13 protein-coding genes, 9 tRNA genes, 2 rRNA genes and 1 pseudogene (1 of these 25 cut by a window edge) are annotated in these 23,205 nt (G+C 44.2%); 3 read left to right on the top strand and 22 right to left on the bottom strand.

Features of this window, described 5'->3' with window-relative positions; translation table 11 throughout:
• Positions 1-31: 31 nt before the first annotated feature.
• From MKY22_RS01025 to MKY22_RS01015, 3 genes are read right to left on the bottom strand one after another with little or no spacing between them, the layout of a single operon-like run.
• Positions 32-3,142 carry a type I restriction endonuclease subunit R gene (locus tag MKY22_RS01025; RefSeq protein ID WP_341085904.1) on the bottom strand — a complete coding sequence of 1,037 codons (3,111 nt, stop codon included), beginning with the start codon at positions 3,140-3,142 and terminating at the stop codon, positions 32-34.
• Between the two features lie 3 nt (positions 3,143-3,145).
• Positions 3,146-4,342: a restriction endonuclease subunit S gene (locus tag MKY22_RS01020; protein WP_341085903.1), complete on the bottom strand. Its 1,197-nt coding sequence runs from the start codon at positions 4,340-4,342 to the stop codon at positions 3,146-3,148.
• Positions 4,332-5,852: a class I SAM-dependent DNA methyltransferase gene (locus MKY22_RS01015; protein WP_341085902.1), complete on the bottom strand. Its 1,521-nt coding sequence runs from the start codon at positions 5,850-5,852 to the stop codon at positions 4,332-4,334. The genes MKY22_RS01020 and MKY22_RS01015 overlap by 11 nt, the downstream gene beginning before the upstream one ends.
• Positions 5,853-6,066: 214 nt before the next feature.
• Here MKY22_RS01015 and istA point away from each other — a divergent pair, with 214 nt between their 5' ends.
• Positions 6,067-7,602, top strand: a complete 1,536-nt coding sequence (istA, locus tag MKY22_RS01010; RefSeq protein ID WP_341085885.1) for an IS21 family transposase — start codon at positions 6,067-6,069, stop codon at positions 7,600-7,602.
• A complete protein-coding gene (istB, locus tag MKY22_RS01005) occupies positions 7,602-8,360 on the top strand; it encodes an IS21-like element helper ATPase IstB (protein WP_341085887.1) in 759 nt (252 codons plus the stop codon). Before istA ends, istB begins: the two co-directional genes overlap by 1 nt.
• Before the next feature lie 63 nt (positions 8,361-8,423).
• On the opposite strand, the gene MKY22_RS01000 is transcribed toward istB, so the two are convergent.
• Positions 8,424-9,794 carry a Tn7-like element transposition protein TnsE gene (locus MKY22_RS01000; protein WP_341085901.1) on the bottom strand — a complete coding sequence of 457 codons (1,371 nt, stop codon included), beginning with the start codon at positions 9,792-9,794 and terminating at the stop codon, positions 8,424-8,426.
• A 143-nt stretch (positions 9,795-9,937) separates the two neighbouring features.
• Between MKY22_RS01000 and MKY22_RS00995 the strand changes: the two are divergent.
• Positions 9,938-10,893 (top strand): annotated as a pseudogene (locus MKY22_RS00995) (IS30 family transposase).
• A gap of 145 nt (positions 10,894-11,038) precedes the next feature.
• Here MKY22_RS00995 and glmS read toward each other — a convergent pair.
• The 18 genes from glmS to MKY22_RS00905 all read right to left on the bottom strand — a co-directional run.
• A complete protein-coding gene (gene glmS / locus MKY22_RS00990; RefSeq protein WP_341085900.1) occupies positions 11,039-12,835 on the bottom strand; it encodes a glutamine--fructose-6-phosphate transaminase (isomerizing) in 1,797 nt (598 codons plus the stop codon).
• Between the two features lie 412 nt (positions 12,836-13,247).
• The gene (gene glmM / locus MKY22_RS00985; RefSeq protein ID WP_029343107.1) at positions 13,248-14,603 is read right to left on the bottom strand and encodes a phosphoglucosamine mutase; all 1,356 of its coding nucleotides are present in this window, start codon (positions 14,601-14,603) and stop codon (positions 13,248-13,250) included.
• A gap of 29 nt (positions 14,604-14,632) precedes the next feature.
• Positions 14,633-15,919, bottom strand: coding sequence for a CdaR family protein (locus MKY22_RS00980; RefSeq protein ID WP_290776606.1), 1,287 nt, complete (start codon positions 15,917-15,919; stop codon positions 14,633-14,635).
• The gene (gene cdaA, locus MKY22_RS00975) at positions 15,919-16,779 is read right to left on the bottom strand and encodes a diadenylate cyclase CdaA (RefSeq protein ID WP_290776603.1); all 861 of its coding nucleotides are present in this window, start codon (positions 16,777-16,779) and stop codon (positions 15,919-15,921) included. The genes MKY22_RS00980 and cdaA overlap by 1 nt, the downstream gene beginning before the upstream one ends.
• Positions 16,780-16,858: 79 nt before the next feature.
• Entirely contained in the window at positions 16,859-17,479 is a 621-nt protein-coding gene (locus MKY22_RS00970; RefSeq protein WP_023466661.1) for an anti-sigma factor, read from the bottom strand.
• 16 nt (positions 17,480-17,495) lie between these two features.
• Complete coding sequence (gene sigW / locus MKY22_RS00965) at positions 17,496-18,059, bottom strand: RNA polymerase sigma factor SigW (RefSeq protein ID WP_023466660.1); 564 nt, start codon at positions 18,057-18,059, stop codon at positions 17,496-17,498.
• A gap of 125 nt (positions 18,060-18,184) precedes the next feature.
• Positions 18,185-19,093 carry an arginase gene (gene rocF, locus MKY22_RS00960; protein WP_290776600.1) on the bottom strand — a complete coding sequence of 303 codons (909 nt, stop codon included), beginning with the start codon at positions 19,091-19,093 and terminating at the stop codon, positions 18,185-18,187.
• 211 nt (positions 19,094-19,304) lie between these two features.
• Positions 19,305-19,380 (bottom strand) — tRNA-Ala (locus MKY22_RS00955).
• 9 nt (positions 19,381-19,389) lie between these two features.
• A tRNA-Gly gene (locus tag MKY22_RS00950) sits at positions 19,390-19,461 on the bottom strand.
• Between the two features lie 6 nt (positions 19,462-19,467).
• Positions 19,468-19,540: transfer RNA gene (locus MKY22_RS00945), tRNA-Lys, on the bottom strand.
• A gap of 4 nt (positions 19,541-19,544) precedes the next feature.
• Positions 19,545-19,628 (bottom strand) — tRNA-Tyr (locus tag MKY22_RS00940).
• Between the two features lie 37 nt (positions 19,629-19,665).
• Positions 19,666-19,738, bottom strand: a tRNA-Thr gene (locus MKY22_RS00935).
• Positions 19,739-19,751: 13 nt separating this feature from the next.
• Positions 19,752-19,826: transfer RNA gene (locus MKY22_RS00930), tRNA-Glu, on the bottom strand.
• A 2-nt stretch (positions 19,827-19,828) separates the two neighbouring features.
• Positions 19,829-19,903 (bottom strand) — tRNA-Asn (locus tag MKY22_RS00925).
• Between the two features lie 8 nt (positions 19,904-19,911).
• Positions 19,912-20,027: ribosomal RNA gene (gene rrf, locus MKY22_RS00920) — 5S ribosomal RNA — on the bottom strand.
• Between the two features lie 47 nt (positions 20,028-20,074).
• Positions 20,075-22,988, bottom strand: a 23S ribosomal RNA gene (locus MKY22_RS00915).
• 117 nt (positions 22,989-23,105) lie between these two features.
• Positions 23,106-23,178 (bottom strand) — tRNA-Ala (locus tag MKY22_RS00910).
• A gap of 22 nt (positions 23,179-23,200) precedes the next feature.
• Positions 23,201-23,205 (bottom strand) — tRNA-Ile (locus MKY22_RS00905) (it continues 72 nt past the right edge of the window).

The raw sequence follows: 23,205 nt of genomic DNA, 5'->3' as shown, positions 1-23,205 counted from the left end.
TATTTAATACTACATTAATGACCTTCTAACTTTATAACTCCAACGCCAACTGTTCTGACATTAGCTCTGCTTGTTCAATTACTGTTTCAACTGCTTGCTTACTGATTTCTGGCGGGTAGCCGTATTTCTTCAGTAATCGTTTGACCATCACACGCATTTTTGCGCGTGCAGAGTCACGTAGATTCCAGTCAATACTCATATTTTCTTTGATGGACTGAGTTAATTCATGGGCGATGATTTTTAACGTATCATCCCCTAAAACTTGTTCGGCTGTATCATGTGAAGCTAATGCGTCATAGAATGCGACTTCTTCCATGACCATGCCATTATCTTCTCCACGTTTATAAGCCCCGTCCATTTCCTTCGCTAATTCAATTAATTCCTCAATAACTTTAGACGTTTCAATTGTGCGTTTATTATATTTGTTTAGTGAGTTCGCTAACATTTCCGAGAACTTGCGCGCCTTGATTAAGTTACTACGCTGCACATTTTTCACTTTGCCATTCAATAAACGATTCAGTAATTCTACTGCTAAATTCTTTTGTGGTAACGCTCGAACATCTTCTAAAAATTGATCGGATAAAATCGAAATATCGGGATTCTCTAGTCCAAGCTCTTTATAAATATCAATAACATCTTCAGAGATAACCGATTTTGAAATCAATTGATTAATTTGTGCATCCATTTGAGTAGCTGTTTTCTTTTTGCTACCATCACCGATTGTTTTCACAATACTCGCTTTTACAGCTTTAAAGAAACCAATTTCATCGTTTAATTCCTCTGCCTCTTGTGTCGTCGCACATAAAGCATATGCTTTCGATAATTCCGTTACGGTATCTAAAAAGCGTTTCTTTTCTTCTTCACCTAGTCCAATGACATAGTCCATTGTATTGACAATTGCTTTAATCCGTTGCGATGATTTTTCGGATTTAAAGCCTGAATAATCATGACCGTATAACAATTCTAAAATAAGCTGATGTTTTTCTAACATGACATCTACTGCAAGAGCTGTATCAACCCCGGCTGTTTCACGGTCACTATCTGTATACTGCTTTAATGCCTGTTTTAAATTATCTGCAATACCAATATAATCAACAACTAAGCCACCTGGTTTATCTTTAAACACACGGTTTACACGTGCGATAGCTTGCATTAAGTTATGGCCTTTCATCGGTTTATCAATATACATCGTATTCATTGAAGGTACGTCAAATCCAGTTAGCCACATATCTCGCACAATGACGATTTTTAATGGGTCATCATTATCCTTCATACGACGCGCTAAAAATTCGCGACGCTTTTTATTACCGATAAACGGCTGCCATTCTACAGGATCACTAGATGAACCTGTCATAACGATTTTAATAGCACCTTTATCATCGTCATCTGAATGCCATTCTGGTCGTAGTTTAATAATTTCTTTATATAAATCAATCGCAATGCGACGCGACATGACGACAATCATTGATTTACCAAACATCGCTTTTCCACGTTCTTCATAGTGATGTACTAAATCTTGTGCCATTTTTTCGACACGCGAACCAGCACCAGCTACTGCTTCTAAACGGGACCATTTTGACTTTAGTTTTTCTTTTGTCGATAGTTCTTGATCTTCTGTAATATCTTCATAATCACCATCAATTGCTAATCCCTCTGGTAATTCTAAAGGAATAACACGTGACTCATAAAAAATCTTAACTGTCGCACCATCTTCTACAGCCTGTGACATATCATACACATCAATGTATTCACCAAATACTGCTGGTGTATTACGGTCTGTTGATTCTACTGGTGTCCCAGTAAATCCAATGAATGAAGCATTCGGCAATGCATCACGAACATATTTCGCATAGCCATACTTCACTTCACCTTCGTGATCTTTCTGTTGTGATAATGCTGCACCGAAACCATATTGTGAACGATGTGCTTCATCAGCCATGACAATAACATTTGTACGGTTTGTTAAGCATGGCATCTCACCTGTTTCTTCATCAGGTGAGAATTTTTGTAATGTCGTAAAAATGATGCCTCCTGATTCTACATTTAGTAATTCACGTAAAGAATCACTAGACTGCGCTTGGCTTGGTGATTGCCGTAAAATATCCTCCGACATCGAGAATGTTTTATACAGCTGATCATCTAAATCATTACGGTCTGTTAAAACCACCAATGTTGGGTTATTCATCACTTTAATCAGTTTCCCTGCATAGAACACCATCGATAAACTTTTACCAGAACCTTGCGTATGCCAAACGACACCAATCTTATGGTCACCATCTTCCGCAGTTGCTACTTGTGCTTTTTCAACTGCTTTATTCACCGCATGATATTGGTGATAGGCAGCTAAAATTTTGAATGTGTTTTCACCATCTGATTGGAATAAAATAAAGTTTTGAATAATATCCAGTAATCGACGAGGTTCTAACATTCCATTAATCATTACTTCAAGTTGCGGTTCAGCAGGACTGGCTAATGAAGTACCATCAACCGTACGCCATTTCATAAAACGTTCTTCATTCGCAGTAAGAGAGCCAACACGCGCATTAATACCATCACTCGTAATCAAAAAGGCATTGTAACGGAATAGTGTAGGGATTGCTTGTTTATACGTTTGGATTTGATTGTATGCATCTGAAATATCAACATCTTCATTTGTCGCATTTTTGAGCTCCATCACAACAATAGGTAAGCCATTAACAAAGACAAGTACATCGGGACGTTTATTTGATTGTCCTTCAATAATCGTAAACTGATTAACTGCCATAAAATCATTGTTTTGTGGATTTTCAAAATCAAACACATAGACAGAAACAGTCGGATTATAACCATCTTCTCCTTGTACTTGTATCTCAATACCATCCGTCGCAAGCTTGTGGAATTGTTTATTATTCAAGATTAAATTTGGCGAAGCATTCGCCACAATCTTTTGAACAGCTTCTTCAATGATTTTTACAGCAAGTGTTGGATTTATCTTTCGCAAAGCGTCACGTAAACGATCAACTAAGACAACATCTTGAAAACTATCACGCTCTGGATTATCACCATCCGGTGCAATATCTGGACCTTCCACAATGTCATACCCTAGTTCCTCTAACCATTCCAGTGTTGCCCCTTCTAACTCTGATTCATTGTATTTAAACATGTCTTATACCTCCAAATTATCAGGGATTTCGATTTCACCCGATAATAGTTTTGGGAGTAGGATATCGCGGAGTTCGACTAACTTTTTATTTTCTGACCTTAATTCATAGATTTCATTTAATAATGGGGTAACAGTAGCAGTTAAAGCATCCATAAGATTTTTAGGTGGTAATGCTAATTTGAACTTTGAAAGAATAGAAAATGTAATCTGAGGGAAAGTTCCTGATCTGCTTTCAGCAATCTGATTTAATTCATTGATAGTGCTCTGCATAGTTAACCATATATAAAATAATTTACTTGAAAGAATTTCTTCATTTGTTCGCAATACCATTAATTTTGTAGACACAACGTAATCATCAGCATTTTCTATTTGTATATATGCATATCTTTTATTTTTCGGACGAATTTCGCTATACAATATATCATTTTGTTCAATTAACTTTTTTGCTTGGCCCGGCATGTTTTTAGTAGGAAGAAAATCGACATCAGCTATTTCTCCGTCTAACACATCAGAGGTGTTAAGGAATTTTGCATATTGCTTTTCTTTTTTATTAATACTATTAGAAATACTTTTTGCAAATTCATTTACATTGTAAATTTCCCATGCTTTAGGTATCTCCCCTAACTCACTTTCCTCCATTTCTCCACCACTTGATTTATACGGTTTTCCTTCTTCATTTGGAAATTCGAAGTCGATGAACCAGTGTTTGAAAAGAGTTTGAGAAAGTTGTTCGAGATTAGATATAATTTTGGTATTTAATTCGATTTCCTTATCGATATTTGAAAGGAAATCCACTATTTTATTTTGAACTTTAATATTTGGTAAATAAATTTCGATTTTATTTAAAGTTTCTGTTCTAAGACTAGGTATGGTAGTACCTTCGTTATAATAATTAAAATCTATTTGTGAAAGATAATAATAGATATATAGAGGTAACGCTTTATTTTCATTTATTTCAGTATAAAATAATGTATCTACTGTCCAAAAAGGTTTATCGATATATTTAACTTTACTAATGCTACCTTTTCTACCAATCAAAACAGAAGGCTTATCATATAAAAATTTATTAGCATACCCCATCACACCACCTGTTCCGAGAATGGGAAACTCACCATTTTCATCTTCCACTTTTTTTTGATTCTTTCCGTACTTTATTTTCATTAATTCTTGTAATTCATAGCATTCTAATTTAAATCTCATACCCAATACCACCTAATGCTTTACGAATCTGTTCTTCTAATTCTTTCGATTTTGCAAATTGCGCTGATAATTCACTTGTTAAACGTGCCATTTTTTCTTCAAATGGTTCGCCATCATCTTCTTGTTCTGCTAAACCTACATAACGTCCTGGTGTTAAAATATGATCGTTATTTCGTACCTCTTCAACTGTTGCTTCTTTACAAAAACCTAATTCATCCGTATATTCTTGTTCATTCGTACCACGCCACGCATGGAACGTACCAGCAATTTTTTGAATGTCTTCATCACTAAATTCTTTATGCGTACGATCTGCCATAAATCCTAAATTACGTGCATCAATAAAGAGAATTTTATTATTGCGTTCACGTTTGCCTGTCTTCACTTTATTTTTCGATACGAACCATAAACATACAGGAATTTGCGTTGAGTAAAATAGCTGACCTGGTAGTGTAACAATACATTCCACTAAGTCATTTTCAATTAAGTTTTTACGAATTTCCCCTTCGCCACCTGAGTTAGAAGACATCGAGCCATTCGCTAAAACGAAACCTGCTGCACCAGCCGGTGCTAATTTTGAAATCATATGTTGTACCCAAGCATAGTTGGCATTACCTTCTGGAGGAATACCATATTGCCAGCGCATATCATCTTGTAGCTTATCGCCACCCCAATCTTTAATATTGAATGGTGGATTCGCCATAATGTAGTCAGCTTTTAAGCCTTTATGTAGATCATTTAAAAATGTATCTGCGTGATGTGGGCCTAAGTTTGCATCAATCCCACGAATTGCTAAGTTCATTTTACAAAGTTTCCATGTCGTTGGATTAGACTCTTGACCATATACAGACAGGTTATCAATACGACCTTGATGTTCTTTAATGAATTTAGATGATTGTACAAACATACCACCAGAGCCACATGCAGGGTCATATACACGGCCTTTGTATGGTTCTAGCATTTCAACTAGTAAGCGAACGACTGAAGATGGTGTGTAGAACTCGCCACCATTCTTGCCCTCTGCGCTTGCAAAGTTACCTAAGAAATATTCGTAAACACGACCGATAACATCCTTTTCACGGCTCTCTTCATCACCGACCTTGAATGAAAATAAGTCGATTGTTTCGCCAAGGCGTGTTTTATCTAATTCTGGGCGTGCAAATGATTTAGGTAATACCCCCACTAATGATGGATTTTCTTTCTCAATTGCAACCATTGCAGCATCAATTAATTGACCTACTTCGGGTTTTTTTGCATTGTCTTTAATGAATGACCAACGCGCTTCTTTTGGTACAAAGAAAATATTCTCCGCAACATATTCATCACGGTCTTCCTCGTCTGCCCATTCATCTGCTTTTAACTCCGCATATTTTTCTTCAAATGCATCAGATACGTATTTTAAAAATAATAACCCTAATACCACATTTTTATATTCGCCAGAATCCATTGACCCTCGCAATTTATCTGCCATTTTCCATAACTTTTCTTCAAATCCTAAGTTTGCTGTCGCCATGTTGTTTTCTCCTGTAGCCATGTATTTTCTATGCCTATTATATCAATTTTCCAGCATGAAAAATTGCAAATAACAATATATTGTAACCGCTAGAATTTAGTTGACGGTTTTTGCTCGATGACGCTTTACACTTTTGCTCAATTTATTTAGAACTCTAGTAAAATAGTGATTGTCATTATTTGATCTGGAGGGAAAAACGTTGGAGGAAAAGTTAATGCTACATATCAAAATCCATCAGTTATATCAAAAAAAATTTAAGATTGCTCAAATTGCAAAAGAACTTAAAATCTCAAGACCTACGGTCTATAAGTATTTGAACATGACTTTCGAAGAAGTGAAAAGTCATTCAGAAGAGTTATCGCAATCGAGGGTCAAAAAGTTGGATCCGTACAAAGACTGGATAGTAGCCTGGTTAGAGGAGTTCCCACACCTCAGCAGCGCTCAAATCCATGATTGGTTACTGGAAAGATATCCGGAACTTCTAGTCGGTGGAAGCACCGTCAGGACGTATGTCAGAGAAATACGCGAAGTAAATCAAATCGATAAAAAACGGAAGGTACGCCAATACGAGGCGATTCCTGAACAACCGATGGGAAAACAACTCCAAGTTGACTGGGGAGAAACGAAGCAAAGAACGAAGAGTAACAAAGAAATCAAGTTATACTTCATCGCTTTCGTGCTCGCTCACTCTCGCATGAAGTATATGGAGTGGCAGAACAGACCATTCACGACACGAGACGCTATACGTTGTCATGAGAATGCCTTCCAGTTTTACGGCGGACGGACAACCGAAATTGTCTACGATCAAGATCATCTGATTGCGGTCAGTGAAAATGCAGGTGAACTCCTATTGACCTCTGAATTCCAACAATATGTGCAGCAAAGAAAATTCAACGTCCATTTGTGCAGGCGTGCGGACCCAGAATCTAAAGGAATGATCGAGAACGTCGTCAAGTATATCAAAGGAAACTTTGCGGATAGCCGTGTGTATTCGAACATCGAAGATTGGAATCGACGGGCGTCGCAGTGGCTAGCACGGACAGGAAATCATAATGTCCATCAGACAACGAAAAAAAGACCAGCTGAAGTGTTCTCCTTCGAAAAACAACACTTACAACCGGTCCGTTCGTTACTCTCATATGAAAGTACCCATGTGTCGAGTATAGCAAGGAACGTTAGCAAGGACAATACGATTCGATACCGTTCCAACCGTTATTCAGTCCCTCTCGGGACCTATTCTTCCTATGCGGCCAACACCGTCTTTATCGAGTTGACTGACGCTAACCGACTGCTCATCCGGACACAGCCGGAAGGGAAAGTGATTGCGGATCATCCCGTCAGTTCAGAAAGAGGGAAATTGATTCAGAGCCGTCATCATCTAAGGGATCGTTCACATGGCATCGACGAGCTTAAACAACATCTGACCGGCCACTTTACGGATGAGGAAAAAGCCACGCATTACTTGGAAGAACTCTGCAAAAAATTTCCGCGCTACAAGCGTGAGCAGTTAGCGATCATCGAAAATGTCATCCATGACTATGGTCCGCAATTGGACCAGTCACTCGAGAAATGTACACAGGAGAAGCTATACAGCGCGAATGACTTTCGAGACGTCGCACGTTACCTGAGTTCGAATACGAGTCCGATCGCGGAATCACGTGTCCATTCCATCGGAAAACATGTTTCTGATATCCAAGTGAACACACGTCCGTTAAGTACGTATGTCAGTATCTTGAGAGGAGACGTGTGATGAATCAGACCGTGACAGACTTACAACAGCAGTTCAGACAGTTGAGATTGGCGGAGACCGCCGATGCGCTTCCACAGATTTTACGAGAAGCTGAGAAATCATCTTGGACGTATCTAGAGTTTCTCGAAGCCATCACACGTCATGAACGGGAGAAACGAGAAGCGAAGAGCTTAGAAAGACGTATGAAATGGGCTCGCTTCCCTTTTTTGAAGCCATTATCAGAATTTAAAATTGATGAACAAACGGCCCTGACGGGCCGACAATTGAAGCAGTTGATCGAATTGAGTTGGCTCGAGCAGCATTATAACTTAATCCTACTCGGTCCGCCTGGCGTCGGCAAAACGTTTTTAGCAGTCGGCTTGGGATTAGAAGCTGTCCAACGTGGATACAGAGTATTTTTCGTTACGATGGGTGAGTTGATTCACTTATTGAAATCGGAGGAGTTTTCTAATAAGTCTAAAGTTCAACTAAAGCGTTTGAGAGAATCCGATCTCGTCATCGTTGACGATTTGATGTATATGGCGATGGATCAGAGAGAAGCTAATCTATTCTTCCATCTTATCAATCATCTGTATGAACGAAGCTCAATTATTCTAACCTCGAATAAAAGTCCGGATCAATGGGGCGAACTAATTGGTGATCAAGGAATCACAACTGCAATATTAGACCGTCTCTTACATCGTGTCGAAGTGATTCATAGCGATGACGACAGTCATCGCATGAGAAATCGTAAGAATTTATTTTCAACAGAAGTGTAAATATCAATCGAGCAGAAAACGTCAATTTCTACTTGACGTCGACATATATTCAATTTTTTTAATTTATATGATTTTAGATAATAATAATTTGGCCCTATGTTCATAATTTTTCTTACTATGCTTTGCCTTTTGTACAGTCACTCCCTTATCTTCAACCTCTTTCAGCGATTCTTTCAACCATGCACCATTATCTTTGACCAAATTCTCTAGTAATTGCTCAATAACGATATCCCACCGAGTTCTTTGTTGGGCTTCTAAAATAAGCATCGCGAGAGATTTATACTCACGTTCAATTTCCACAATGAAATAATGATGTCCATTAAAAAGTTGAACACTTCCTAAAGCATATTTTCTTCTTGTGATTCCATCATCTAAAAAACTAAACTTTCTACTGTCTTCAAAAGTTGGTAACTCTTCAATTTCCACGTCGACTGTCTGAACGTCAGGAAAATCATTTAATTTGTTTAATATTTTTATAAACTCTCCTAGTTCCCCCGTCATTGAAGCTTCATGTATACCAATTAATTCGATTCCCCTTATTAAACTATTTCCTCCCGTACCTGCGACGGTACGCTTGTTGGTATCTTCTATCCTAAATTGCTTTGTATGTTCATTCTTGTCTTCTCTAAGTTTACTTGTGCTAGTCGTCATTTTTTTTAGTTGAGGTAAATTCGTGTAATCATGATATTGATTATCTATTGGAATCAAATCAAATTCTTCACTAGCACCTGCATCTTCATGATCAAGTTCATATGGTTCTTCTACTGAATCACTTTTTACAAATGTGTGTTTCTTCGTTTCACTACTTTTCTCTTTTGTTGTGAATTCTGGATGTGTAAAAGATACCTTATCATACGGAATTTCTTTATTTCGCACAGAAAGAATTCTTAGAATTAAATCACTGCTCATTCTTTTTTTAATTACAGCTTTAATAACAATTGGTTGATCTATCGTCCATTCAAATTTCAGCTTTCCCGTATCTACAAAGGTATAGCCAATATTCATATATAAATTACGTATATCAGGATTTGTAATGACCCATAACAATTGAAATAAAAAATCGTTTTTTGTGTACTTCTTTTCATACGTAGAATTAAAATCAATATGAAGATGATTGTCACACTGACTTTCTATAAAATAATTTAAAAAAGAATTATTCATCTCTAGCAAACGATAAAGTAAAAAACGATTGGGTGCTAATATACTTCGAATACTTTCAATTAATGGCAATATATAAATCTGGTTTCTGTATTTAAATTTAAAACCAGTTGATTTAGTCTTTTCTTCTGTATTTAAAATCTTCCATTCACTTTCAAAATATTTAACTTGATTAGGATAAATCGTTATTTCTATTTCTTCTGTAGGTGCAGGAGCAATACTTTCGCTAACTATTCCATCTACATATGAGTGCTGGATAGCTAGAAACGGTAGCATTCCCCAATCTAATAAAAGCTTTTCTGTTTTACCATTAGACGAATTGTAATATTAAGTGCAACACCTAGCTGAAAACACAAAAAAACCCATAACAACCTCGTGTAGAATAGAGTTACCACACAAAATTCAACGGAGGATTCGTTATGAGCTATGTTCATCTTACCACATCAGAAAGAGTCAAAATAGAAACTTATCTAGAGCTTGGATTTTCAATGTGAAAGATCGCTCAGCATCTCGGTCGACAGCCGTCTACGATTTCACGTGAACTAAAACGGAATCCCTCCTACAATGCGATCAACGCCGAACGGCGTTATGAGATGCAAAAAAAGAATTGTGGAGCACGCACGCTGTTCAGCGCTTCGCTTGGCTCACGCATCCTTTCGAAACTGCGAGAGACATGGTCTCCCGAACAGATCGCCTGACGGCTCTTTCACGAACAGGGACCATCGTACAGTACAATCTATCGATGGATATATAAAGGATTCATATATATAAAGGATTCATCAAGAGCGATTTAGGCGTCTTACGACAAAAAGGAAAGCGCCAAAAGCCACGTGAGACACGAGGTCGCTTCAACATCGGGCTTCCGATCAGTAAACGTCCATCGGACGTCCGGGGTCGAGAAACGTTCGGGCACTGGGAGTTGGATACTGTCGTATCAGGACGAGGGCAGACAAAGGCATGTGTCGCGACATTCATCGAACGTAAAAGTCGGTTCTATATCGTACTACCGATGGTCGATCGTTCTTCTCACTCGATGGAACATGCCATCCGAACACTTTACTCTTCTTTCCCATCGGGAGCGTTTCAAACCATGACGACGGATCGCGGTAAGGAGTTCAGCTGTCACGAACGGATACAGGACTCTCTTGGTATCCCGATGTACTTCGCGGATCCCTATTCTTCATAGCAACGTGGCAGCAATGAGAATGCCAATGGTCTTCTCCGTGAGTTCTTCCCAAAGGGAACCAACTTTGGAATGATCAACAAGACAGAATTAGAATACGCACTTTCTAGAATCAACAATCGCCCAAGAAAGTGTTTGGATTGGAAAACTGCATACGAGGTCTTTTCCGAAGAAGTGTTGCGCTTAATTTGACAAACCGTCACATAAAAACACCCCTTTGAATTAGTTTGATCCAAAGGGGCGAAACGGTGCAACTTTTTTAAAAACAGTATGACTTTTTTCAAAACGGTATAACTTTATTTAAAATCTACACTTTCCTTACATACATTTAAAAATTTTATTCAACCGTTACTGACTTCGCCAAGTTACGTGGCTTATCGACGTCACAGTCGCGACCGAGTGCCGCGTAGTATGAAATCAATTGAAGTGGCAAGACAGACAAGAGCGGTGACAAGAGTGGCTCGACTGCTGGGATGACGAATGCATCCGTCGGCAATTCAAGACCTTCTGCTGCGATGACACACGCGTTTGCACCACGTGCGACGACTTCCTTGACGTTCCCACGGTTGTTGAGGTGAACATGTGGTTGTGTCACGAGCGCGATGACCGGTGTGTTGTCTTCGATCAAAGCGATCGGACCGTGCTTGAGCTCTCCACCCGCGTATCCTTCTGCTTGGATATACGAGATCTCTTTGAGTTTCAATGCACCTTCCATCCCGACGTATGCATCTTGTCCACGACCGATGAAGAACGCGTTACGTGACTCAGACAAGTATTCTGTCGCGATTTCTTGGAAACGATCCTTTTGAGACATGACCGATTCCATCGCACTTGAGATTTTACCGAGTTCCTTCATGAGATCGAAGTTGACGGCAACCCCTTTCGCTTGAGCAAGGTCAAACGCAAGGACAGCAAGGACAGCGATTTGAGCTGTATACGCTTTTGTTGAAGCAACGGCGATTTCTGGACCCGCGTGGAGCAACAATGTTGCGTTCGCTTCACGTGACAATGTTGATCCTGGAACGTTCGTGATCGTCAGTGCCGGGTGACCAAGTTTCTTCGCTTCGACGAGAACGGCACGGCTATCCGCTGTTTCACCTGATTGTGAAAGGAAGAGGAAGAGCGGTTTCTCTGTCAATAATGGCATGTTGTATCCGAACTCAGAAGAGATGTGCACTTCTGTCGGGATGCCTGCGATTTGTTCGATCAACTGTTTCCCGATCAAACCAGCATGGTAGCTTGTTCCGCAACCAATGATATAGACACGGTCACGACCGAGTACGAGATCACGGACCGATTGGTCGAGTGTGATGTCGCCTGCTTCGTTTTGATATTTTTGAACGATGTTACGGATGACCGCTGGTTGCTCATCCATCTCTTTGAGCATGTAGTGCGCGTACGTTCCTTTTTCGATGTCTGATGCATCGATTTCAGCCGTGTATGCTTCACGCTCTTGAACGTTCCCATCGAGATCTTGGATCGTGACGCTATCACGCGTCAAGATGATCATCTCGCCATCATGCAACTCGATGAATTGATCCGTTACTTGTAACATTGCCATTGCGTCTGATGCGACGACGTTGAACGTACCGTCACCGAGACCAACGAGAAGTGGTGATTTGTTTTTCGCAATGTACAAAACGTCTGGATTTTCAGCATCGATCAATGCGAGGGCATACGAACCGTGCAAGACACGGAGTGTTTGACGGAATGCTTCCGCGACGTCACCTGTCTCGTTGAAGTTCTTTTCGATCATCTGAACGATGACTTCTGTATCCGTGTCGCTGAGGAGATCGACATTCAATTCTGCTTTCAACTGCTCATCGTTCTCGATGACACCGTTGTGCACGAGTGTGAAACGTGTTGACGCACTTTGGTGCGGGTGCGCGTTTGGTACGCTTGGGACACCGTGTGTCGCCCAGCGTGTGTGTCCGATTCCGACTGTGCCGTCTGCATCTGCAGGAACGACTTCGCGTAGCGCAGCAATCCGGCCTACTTCTTTGTGGACTTGGACGCCGTCGTTGACGAACGCAAGACCTGCCGAGTCATAGCCGCGGTACTCGAGCTTCTCGAGACCTTTTAATAAAATTTCCTTCGTGTTGACCTGTCCGATCATACCTACGATTCCGCACATGTTACATCTCTCCATTTACAAGTATTTCCCTAAAGAGGAAACGGCTCTTGTTGAGAGGATCCCGATCGGTCTGTTTGTCCGTCCAATCACTTGAACGATTTCAGAACGATTTACGGTATGGATCTGGTACCGGGAGGCATCCGCCGAATGATTCGATAAACCTCCACCTCGTCAGCTTTCATCCTATGAAGAAAGCCCTGGCGCTTCTTGTTTCCGTCTGACCCCGTTTCTGTCCGACTTCACCATCATACGAACTTTAATCTGAAAAAGCAAGAAAGGTAACGTATTTGTAACTATTCCCGATATTTTTCTAATCAATACGTATAATCCCTATATTTTGTAAAAATCTCAATCTGTTTTTCTAAAATAATTGTAAAAAAAGAAGCAGAGCAATCGCTCTGCTTCGGGCTACTTAGTTTTCTTGTAACGCGTAGTTCTCACGAACGACGTTCGCGATCCGTTCGACGTATGCATCACATGCTTCTTGTGTCGGAGCTTCTGCCATGACACGAACGAGTGGTTCTGTTCCTGACGCACGAACGAGGATCCGTCCGTTCCCCGCCATCTCTGCTTCGACTTCAGCAATGATCGCTTGCACGGCAGGACCGCTCATTGCGCCATTTTTGTCTGAAACACGGATGTTTACGAGACGTTGTGGGAAGATCGGCATCTCAGCTGCGAGTTCCGATAACTTCTTCCCTGTCGCTTTCATGATTTGCAACAACTGGACGCCCGACAACATGCCGTCCCCTGTCGTTGAGTAATCCATGAAGATGATATGACCAGACTGTTCGCCACCGAGTGTATAGTCGTTCTTACGCATCTCTTCGACGACATAACGGTCACCGACCGCTGTTTGAAGCGCCGTCATCCCGTTTTCTTCGACGGTTTTATGGAAACCGAGGTTACTCATGACCGTCGCAACGATCGTGTTGTCTTTCAGACGACCGAGTTCGTTCAAGTATTTCCCGCAGATGAACATGATTTTATCGCCATCCACGATATCGCCGTTCTCATCGACTGCGATCAAGCGGTCGCCGTCTCCATCAAACGATAAACCAACATCTGCGCCTTTTTCCTTAACGAAGGCAGCAAGATGTTCAGGGTGTGTCGAACCAACACCATCATTGATGTTGAGTCCGTTCGGAGTTGTACCGATCGTCGATACTTCCGCTTCCAAGTCACCGAATAGACGTGGTGCGAGGCTTGACGTCGCCCCGTGTGCGCCGTCGATCGCGACATGGATGCCTGAGAAATCTTCATCCGATGTCTGACGAAGCATGTGGAGATATTTCTGAGCCCCTTCATAGTAATCATGAACGAAGCCGAGTTCTTTTCCGGCTGGACGTGGCAATGTATCTTCTGCTTCGTCGAGCAATGCTTCAATTTCAAGTTCTGTTGCGTCATCGAGCTTAAAGCCGTCTGAACCGAAGAACTTGATCCCGTTATCTTCAACTGGATTGTGCGATGCAGAGATCATGACTCCGGCTGTCGCATCCATCGTTTTTGTCAGGTACGCGACACCCGGTGTCGAGATGACACCAAGACGCATGACTTCTGCACCGATTGATAAAAGACCAGCGATGAGTGCGTTCTCAAGCATTTGACCAGAAACACGTGTATCGCGTCCAATCAAGACTTTTGGTCGTGTGCTTTCGTGTTTCGTCAACACGTAACCACCTGTTCGACCGAGGCGATATGCTAGTTCCGGTGTCAATTCTACGTTTGCGACGCCGCGTACGCCGTCAGTTCCAAAATACTTACCCATGTGTTATTTCCTCATTTCACTAATTTGTTTTAATTGGTCGGAATCGATGTCAGGGGAATCGCTTTTAATGTGACATCCATATTATCCGGACGCAGGACATCAAAGGCTTTTGATGTCTGATACGAGATCGGCAATCCATGCGTTCCTTCTTTTAATCCTGTCACGTCGATGACCGCTTTGATATCCGTCGCATCAATCGATGCTAAATCAGATTCTTTCCCACGGACGACGACATCAATCGTTTGATTATAATCAATCGTATACTTTGATTCATCGAATCCATTCAACGTGACCGTCACACCCGGAATCGTTTTCTCCGCTCGATCCTCGACGGTTTCTGTCGTCGAATTGGCATTTTCTTTTTCGACGACGATATTGACGGTGACCTGTGTCGGATCCATCGCCGTCGCGTTTTCCGGTTCGACGAGTTTGACGGTTTTTTCCGTCGTCTTCGTCAATCCTTTGAGCGAGACCGCTTCCGTATCGACGGAACCGATGCGCTCTAATTCCTCTTTTGTTCCATATAGACGAGCTTCCGTCGTGACAGGAACAATCTTGACGACGGTATACCCCTTTTTGACGTTGTCTTTTGTCTTCACATTAATCGGTACCGTCTTACTTTCCTTATAGATCGGTACTGTGATTTCTAATTGTTCCGGTTGATAAGATGCATTGATCGTATTCCCGTTCGTATCAGTCGCTTTAGCATTGAACGTCTCTTTGAACGTCTCTGCCCGATCGGTCACATCGATCGGTACTTGGATCGCTGAAATCGCCTGTAACTTCTCTGCGCCTCCCGTGACTTCAACAGTTTGTTGGTTCGGCTGCGCTTCCCCAGCGACATATCCTTCAGCGATTTTATTTTTATTGAGTAAGGCGACTTGTACCGGTACTTCCTTTGTAATCTTCTTATCGAGGAAAACTTCGATCGTCTCCTGTTTTGGTGTCACCTCGACATCTTTTCCGAAGCCAGTTGCTGTGACACGGACACGATGATAGCCAGGGTCGAGTCCTTTCAAATCAATCGATAATCCAAAATCTTGGACGAGCCGGAGCATCGTCAAGCTACTCGACGGACCTTTGACGGTCACTTCCATACTATCTGGAATATTATAGGCGACCCACTGCGATTCATCATACTGGACCGTGACCGGCACGTCAAATTTCGTCGAACCTTGTCCTGCGATCGGTAATAGACTAGCAGCATCACTTTTTCCCGTCGTATTCGAACCTGCGACCATCAAATACAACATGACGGCTAAGGCGACGGCAACGATGCGTAAAAACCAGCGTTCATTGAACCACTTTTCGAACATTATTTTTTCGCCCCCATCCAGTTCAAGAAGGAAGTATTCGTCGGTTCGGCCTTGACGATCGACTCAAGTAACTTTGTCCGTAATGATTCTTCGTCGAGTTCCCGGTACAGACGTCCATTGATAGCGAGTGAGACACCACCCGTTTCTTCCGAGACGACGAGCGTGACGCTATCCGTCACCTCACTGACACCGATGGCAGCACGGTGACGTGTTCCAAGCTCTTTTGAGATATGTGCACTCTCAGACAGCGGTAAGTAACAAGCGGCTGCTGCTAACTTGCCTTGCTGGACGATGACGGCACCATCATGTAAGGGTGTATTCGGAATGAACAAGTTGATCAGCAACTGACTCGTGATTTGTGAACCGAGCGGAATGCCCGTCTCCACGTATTCACTTAGTCCTGTCTCGCGTTCAATCGTCACGAGTGCTCCGATACGACGTTTTGACATGTACTGGGCAGACGATACGAGTGCATCGACGATTCGAACTTGTTCATCTTCATCACTGATGGCACTACGTGAGAAGAATTTACTCGTTCGTCCTAAGTGTTCCAGTCCACGCCTTAGTTCGGGTTGGAAGATGATGATAATCCCCAGTAACCCGTAGGTGATGATTTGATTCAATAAGAATTGCAATGTTTTGAGTCCAAAAAAGCCACTCAAGAACCAACTGATCAAAATGACCGAGATCCCTTTAATGAGCTGGACTGCTTTTGTTCCTTTGACAATGATCATGAGACGGTAAATGACGAAAGTCACGACCGCAATATCAATCACGTCATTAATATAATCGTACCAATGTACGTTTTCTCCCAGTTTCAACAATTGAAATTGAAGTGGTTGCCAGCTGAAGTAATTCACCAACCGTGCCCCCTAACTCATCTGATTTAAACAGTTTCCATTATAGCACAAAGGGACGAGTTCGACTCGTCCCAGCTGATTATTGAAATAGACGCTTGATTCCGTACCAAACGCGTTCGAATAATTGATCAATTTCCTTGATTTCTCCGGTCACGCTACCAGCACTCGCCGTGTAAGCTTTCCCGTCAACGGTCATGACATCGCCATTGACTTTCCCTTCGATTCGGACGTTCCCACCTTCGACATATAGATCTTGATCGACCGTGACGCCTTTCGGGACGACGACCTCGCCATTTTGAGCGACGATACCTGGTGCATTCGTATAGGATAAGTCATGTTCTTCTTGTGCCATATAACCACCTAGGCTACCGACCGACAAGAGTAAGAAAACAGCCGCTGCCGCGAGCAATGGGTACTGCTTCATCTTACCTCCAAAACGAGACGGTTGCGGTTGGTGTAGCAAAGCAGCGCTTGGCGTCTCCACCTGTTCAGGCAATTGTGCCAGCACGCGGGATGTAAAATCTGCCGATAATTTAGGCGCTGGAAGTTGACGCAGTCGAGCATCAAGGAGCCGATACTCTTCGAACTCGTCCATCGCGTCTACTTCTCGTAACTCTGCTTCTAATCGCTCGAATTCCTCAGGTGGTTGGTTTTGGTCTAAATAATCCTGGATCCGTTCATGTACATGCTCTCGTGACATGGTGAGTTCCTCCTTCTCATCGTTTAGCAAAATGCTTCTTCAGCGCTTCTCGTCCACGATGAATTCTAGTTTTGACAGTAGCGACAGGTAATTCGATCATTTCACTGATTTCCTTTAGCGAAAGATCTTCTACATATTTCAGGACGAGTGGGACACGGTATTTTTCTGGTAAAGCTGCAATCGCGTCCCCAACTTCGTTTCGTTGCTCGTTATCGACCACTTGGTCCTCCGGCAAGGTGTCCTTGCTCTCGAGTTGTGAATACAATGTCAGTCCTTCAGTACCTGACATCTCAGCATCAAGAGAATAGTCAGGTTTCTTTTTCCGTAATCGGTCAATCGATACGTTCGTGACGATTCGGTACAACCAAGTCCGGAACTTCCATTGTGCATTATACGAATCAATCTTCGTAAATACACGGATGAAGGCTTCCTGTGTCGCATCCTCCGCTTCCATTCGATCGCGCAAGACGCGGAAAGCCACAAGAAAGGCACCTTCCTTATATAGATCAACAAGTGCCGCGAATGCATCACGGTCTCCCTGCTTCACTCGCTCAATTAAGCGTAGTGTCGTTTCTTCCACTTTGAATACCCCCCGCTCTATGCGGTCAATCTCTTATACGAAGTCGACCGATAAATGTTTCATCTCCTTTTAAATTGTAACAAAAAAAACTTGAACCCCGATGAAAAGAGTTCAAGTTCTATCCATTATTTTACTAAGCGATGTGTTTCCATTGCCAAAAGTAGATCTCCGATCAGTTCATTCGCAAGTTCTGCTGTTCCGTTTCCTTCTTCAAGCAACGGATTCACTTCAACGAATTCAGCTGCAATGAAATCTTCTGCCGTTGCGCAATGCTTGAGCACTGTCTTCGCATCGTCTAAGAAAATACCGTCAGCGACACGTGTTCCTGTACCGACGACGAGTGATGGATCGAGACCATCCATATCAAAGCTAAGATAGAACGCATCCGTCGTTTCCTTCAAATAGGCAATCGCTTCTTCCATGATCGCGTCCATTCCCCGAGTTCGGATTGCTTCCATATCATAGACACGAATACCAAGACGATCAATCAGCTCTTGTTCTCCTGGATCAACGTCACGTAATCCGATGAAGACGAGATGTTCCGGTTGCAACTTGATATCGGTTCCTCCGACTTCGGTTAAACGCTGATGTCCTTCCCCAAGGGCTACAGCGAGCGGCATACCGTGGATGTTACCAGACGGTGATGTTTCCGGTGTATTCAAATCACCGTGTGCATCGAACCAGATGACTCCAAGACGTGGTACAGTCTGACGTAACCCTGCAATCGTTCCGATCGCCATGCTGTGATCACCACCGACTAATAACGGAAAACGTTGCTCCGATAACGCATCATGTACAATTAGATGCAAGTCATTCGTCGTATGGACGACGCCTTCAAGACGTTTCAGCTTCGGATCTTCTTCTCGGGCCGCATCCTCGGATAAAACAGCCGCTTCCCCGTAGCGTACTGCTTCTTGTCCCCGTGCTTCGAGTGTCGCGAGTAGACCCGCTTTTTCGACAGCAGCAGGTCCGTGTTCAGTGCCTGGCTTTCCTTGTCCATAACGGTACGGTACGCTGATATACGCGATGTTCATACGATATTCCCCCTATGTCATAGTCACTTCTACATATATTGTAAGCGGTAACAAACAAGTGGTTCAACTCAACAAAAAAACGCATGAATATACAAAAAAACACCGTGAAGGGAATCACGGTGTTCTTGCGTACGTACTCTGGTTATGCTTGGCATTTCATATAAAAAAAACTTAAGACGAACGAAACTCGCTTAAGATCTTTAAATAAAATTGGTGGAGCCTAGCGGGATCGAACCGCTGACCTCCTGCGTGCAAGGCAGGCGCTCTCCCAGCTGAGCTAAGGCCCCGAAAGAAAAAGCGGAAGACGGGATTCGAACCCGCGACCCCGACCTTGGCAAGGTCGTATTCTACCACTGAACTACTTCCGCAAGAAATGAGCCATGCAGGATTCGAACCTGCGACCCTCTGATTAAAAGTCAGATGCTCTACCAACTGAGCTAATGGCTCGACATGGTGGGGGGGGGCGGATTCGAACCGCCGAACCCGAGGGAGCGGATTTACAGTCCGCCGCGTTTAGCCACTTCGCTACCCCCCCAGTTTGTCTAGGAACTTATACAATTGAGAAAAAACAGTGCCGGCAACAGGAGTCGAACCCGCGACCTACTGATTACAAGTCAGTTGCTCTACCAGCTGAGCTACACCGGCACAAAAAGTATAATGGTGACCCGTACGGGATTCGAACCCGTGTTACCGCCGTGAAAGGGCGGTGTCTTAACCGCTTGACCAACGGGCCGTTGGCTCCGCAAGTAGGATTTGAACCTACGACCTACCGGTTAACAGCCGGTTGCTCTACCGCTGAGCTATTGCGGAATAAATATGCCTGGCAACGTCCTATCCTCACAGGGGGAAGCCCCCAACTACTTTCGGCGTTCAAGTGCTTAACTTCCGTGTTCGGCATGGGAACGGGTGTGACCACTTGGCTATCGTCACCAGACGATCGGGCTCGCGCCCTCAAAACTGAAGTCATCAACAAGCATCTGCTAGAACAAGGCCTCGACCGATTAGTATCACTCAGCTCCACATGTCGCCATGCTTCCACCCGTGACCTATCTACCTCATCGTCTCTGAGGGGTCTTTCTTGATTACTCAAAGGGAAATCTCATCTTGGAGGGGGCTTCATGCTTAGATGCTTTCAGCATTTATCCCGTCCGCACGTAGCTACCCAGCGATGCTCCTGGCGGAACAACTGGTACACCAGCGGTGCGTCCATCCCGGTCCTCTCGTACTAAGGACAGCTCTCCTCAAATTTCCTGCGCCCACGACGGATAGGGACCGAACTGTCTCACGACGTTCTGAACCCAGCTCGCGTACCGCTTTAATGGGCGAACAGCCCAACCCTTGGGACCTACTCCAGCCCCAGGATGCGATGAGCCGACATCGAGGTGCCAAACCTCCCCGTCGATGTGGACTCTTGGGGGAGATCAGCCTGTTATCCCCAGGGTAGCTTTTATCCGTTGAGCGATGGCCCTTCCATGCGGAACCACCGGATCACTAAGCCCGACTTTCGTCCCTGCTCGACTTGTAGGTCTCGCAGTCAAGCTCCCTTCTGCCTTTGCGCTCTACGAATGATTTCCAACCATTCTGAGGGAACCTTTGGGCGCCTCCGTTACTGTTTAGGAGGCGACCGCCCCAGTCAAACTACCCGCCTGACACGGTCCTCCAGCCGGATCACGGCTGCGAGTTAGAGACTCTATGCATGAAGGGCGGTATCCCAAGGGTGACTCCTCCGAAGCTGGCGCTCCGGGCTCGACGTCTCCCGCCTATCCTGTACATCATGCACAAAGCCTCAATATCAGGCTGTAGTAAAGCTCCATGGGGTCTTTCCGTCCTGTCGCGGGTAACCTGCATCTTCACAGGTACTATGATTTCACCGGGTCTCTCGTTGAGACAGTGCCCAAATCGTTACGCCTTTCGTGCGGGTCGGAACTTACCCGACAAGGAATTTCGCTACCTTAGGACCGTTATAGTTACGGCCGCCGTTTACTGGGGCTTCGGTTCAAAGCTTCGCTTGCGCTAACCCATCCCCTTAACCTTCCAGCACCGGGCAGGCGTCAGCCCCTATACGTCATCTTGCGATTTAGCAGAGACCTGTGTTTTTGCTAAACAGTCGTTTGGGCCTATTCACTGCGGCTCTACTCATGTAGAGCGTCCCTTCTCCCGAAGTTACGGGACCATTTTGCCGAGTTCCTTAACGAGAGTTATCCCGCGCGTCTTAGAATTCTCATCTCGCCTACCTGTGTCGGTTTACGGTACTGGCGCCTTCCCCCTCACTAGAGGCTTTTCTTGGCAGTGTGAAATCGTGACCTACGTCCCTACGGGACTCCGCGTCGTTCCTTGACTTTGGTGCCTGACGGATTTGCCAATCAGACGGTCTTGAAACTTGCACATGCACTTCCATCCGCATGCGTCACTATCCTCCTGCGTCCCCCCATTGTTCAAACGGTGGATCGGCGGTACAGGAATATCAACCTGTTATCCATCGCCTACGCCTTTCGGCCTCGGCTTAGGTCCAGACTAACCCTGAGCGGACGAGCCTTCCTCAGGAAACCTTGGGCTTTCGACGGAGGGGATTCTCACCCCTCTTTTCGCTACTCACACCGGCATTCTCACTTCCAAACGCTCCACTGCTCCTTCCGGTACAGCTTCGCAGCGGTTTGGAACGCTCCCCTACCATTCCTTACGGAATCCGCAGCTTCGGTGGTATGTTTAGCCCCGTTACATTTTCGGCGCGGCGCCACTCGACTAGTGAGCTATTACGCACTCTTTGAATGGTGGCTGCTTCTAAGCCAACATCCTAGCTGTCTAGGCAGCGCCACATCCTTTTCCACTTAACATACACTTTGGGACCTTAGCTGGCGGTCTGGGCTGTTTCCCTCTTGACTACGGATCTTATCACTCGCAGTCTGACTCCCGAGTATAAGTTGCTGGCATTCGGAGTTTAACTGAATTCGGTAACCCTGTGGGGGCCCCTAGTCCAATCAGTGCTCTACCTCCAGAACTCTCAACCTCGAGGCTAGCCCTAAAGCTATTTCGGGGAGAACCAGCTATCTCCAGGTTCGATTGGCATTTCACCGCTACCCACACCTCATCCCCGCACTTTTCAACGTGCGTGGGTTCGGACCTCCAGTCAGTGTTACCTGACCTTCATCCTGGACATGGGTAGATCACCTGGTTTCGGGTCTACGACAACGCACTGAACGCCCTGTTCAGACTCGCTTTCGCTACGGCTCCGCCTCATCGGCTTAACCTCGCGCGTTATCGTAACTCGCCGGTTCATTCTACAAAAGGCACGCCATCACCCGTTAACGGGCTCTGACTACTTGTAGGCATACGGTTTCAGGATCTATTTCACTCCCCTTCCGGGGTGCTTTTCACCTTTCCCTCACGGTACTGGTTCACTATCGGTCACTAGGGAGTATTTAGCCTTGGGAGATGGTCCTCCCGGATTCCGACGGGGTTTCACGTGTCCCGCCGTACTCAGGATCCACTCTGGAGGGAAAACAGTTTCAGCTACAGGGCTGTCACCTTCTTCGGCCGACCTTTCCAGGTCCTTCACCTACTGTCTTCCTTTTTGACTCCGTATAGAGTGTCCTACAACCCCGAAGAGCATGCTCTCCGGTTTGGGCTGTTCCCGTTTCGCTCGCCGCTACTCAGGGAATCGCATTTGCTTTCTCTTCCTCCGGGTACTTAGATGTTTCAGTTCCCCGGGTCTGCCTCACGCTACACTATGTATTCATGTAACATGTCCCATCCCATTACGGATGGTGGGTTCCCCCATTCGGAAATCTTCGGATCAAAGCATACTTACTGCTCCCCGAAGCATATCGCTGTTCGTCGCGTCCTTCATCGGCTCCTAGTGCCAAGGCATCCACCGTACGCCCTTCATACCTTGATCTAGCGTTGGTATTCTAAGAACACACGTCTTAAATGACATGGTTAATTAAAAGTTTGATGTCTTGTTGATGTCTTCAGTTTTCAAGGTGCGAGTGCCTTATCCAAAGGACAAGACAAATGGAGCCTAGCGGGATCGAACCGCTGACCTCCTGCGTGCAAGGCAGGCGCTCTCCCAGCTGAGCTAAGGCCCCAGGATTGAAATTATAATGGAAATGGTG

This window comes from Exiguobacterium sp. FSL W8-0210 (assembly GCF_038006045.1).
In the GTDB taxonomy this organism is placed as follows: Bacteria; Bacillota; Bacilli; order Exiguobacteriales; family Exiguobacteriaceae; genus Exiguobacterium_A.
The sequence above is the reverse complement of the archived record's forward strand: the minus strand, read 5'-3'. Positions and strand labels throughout refer to the sequence as shown.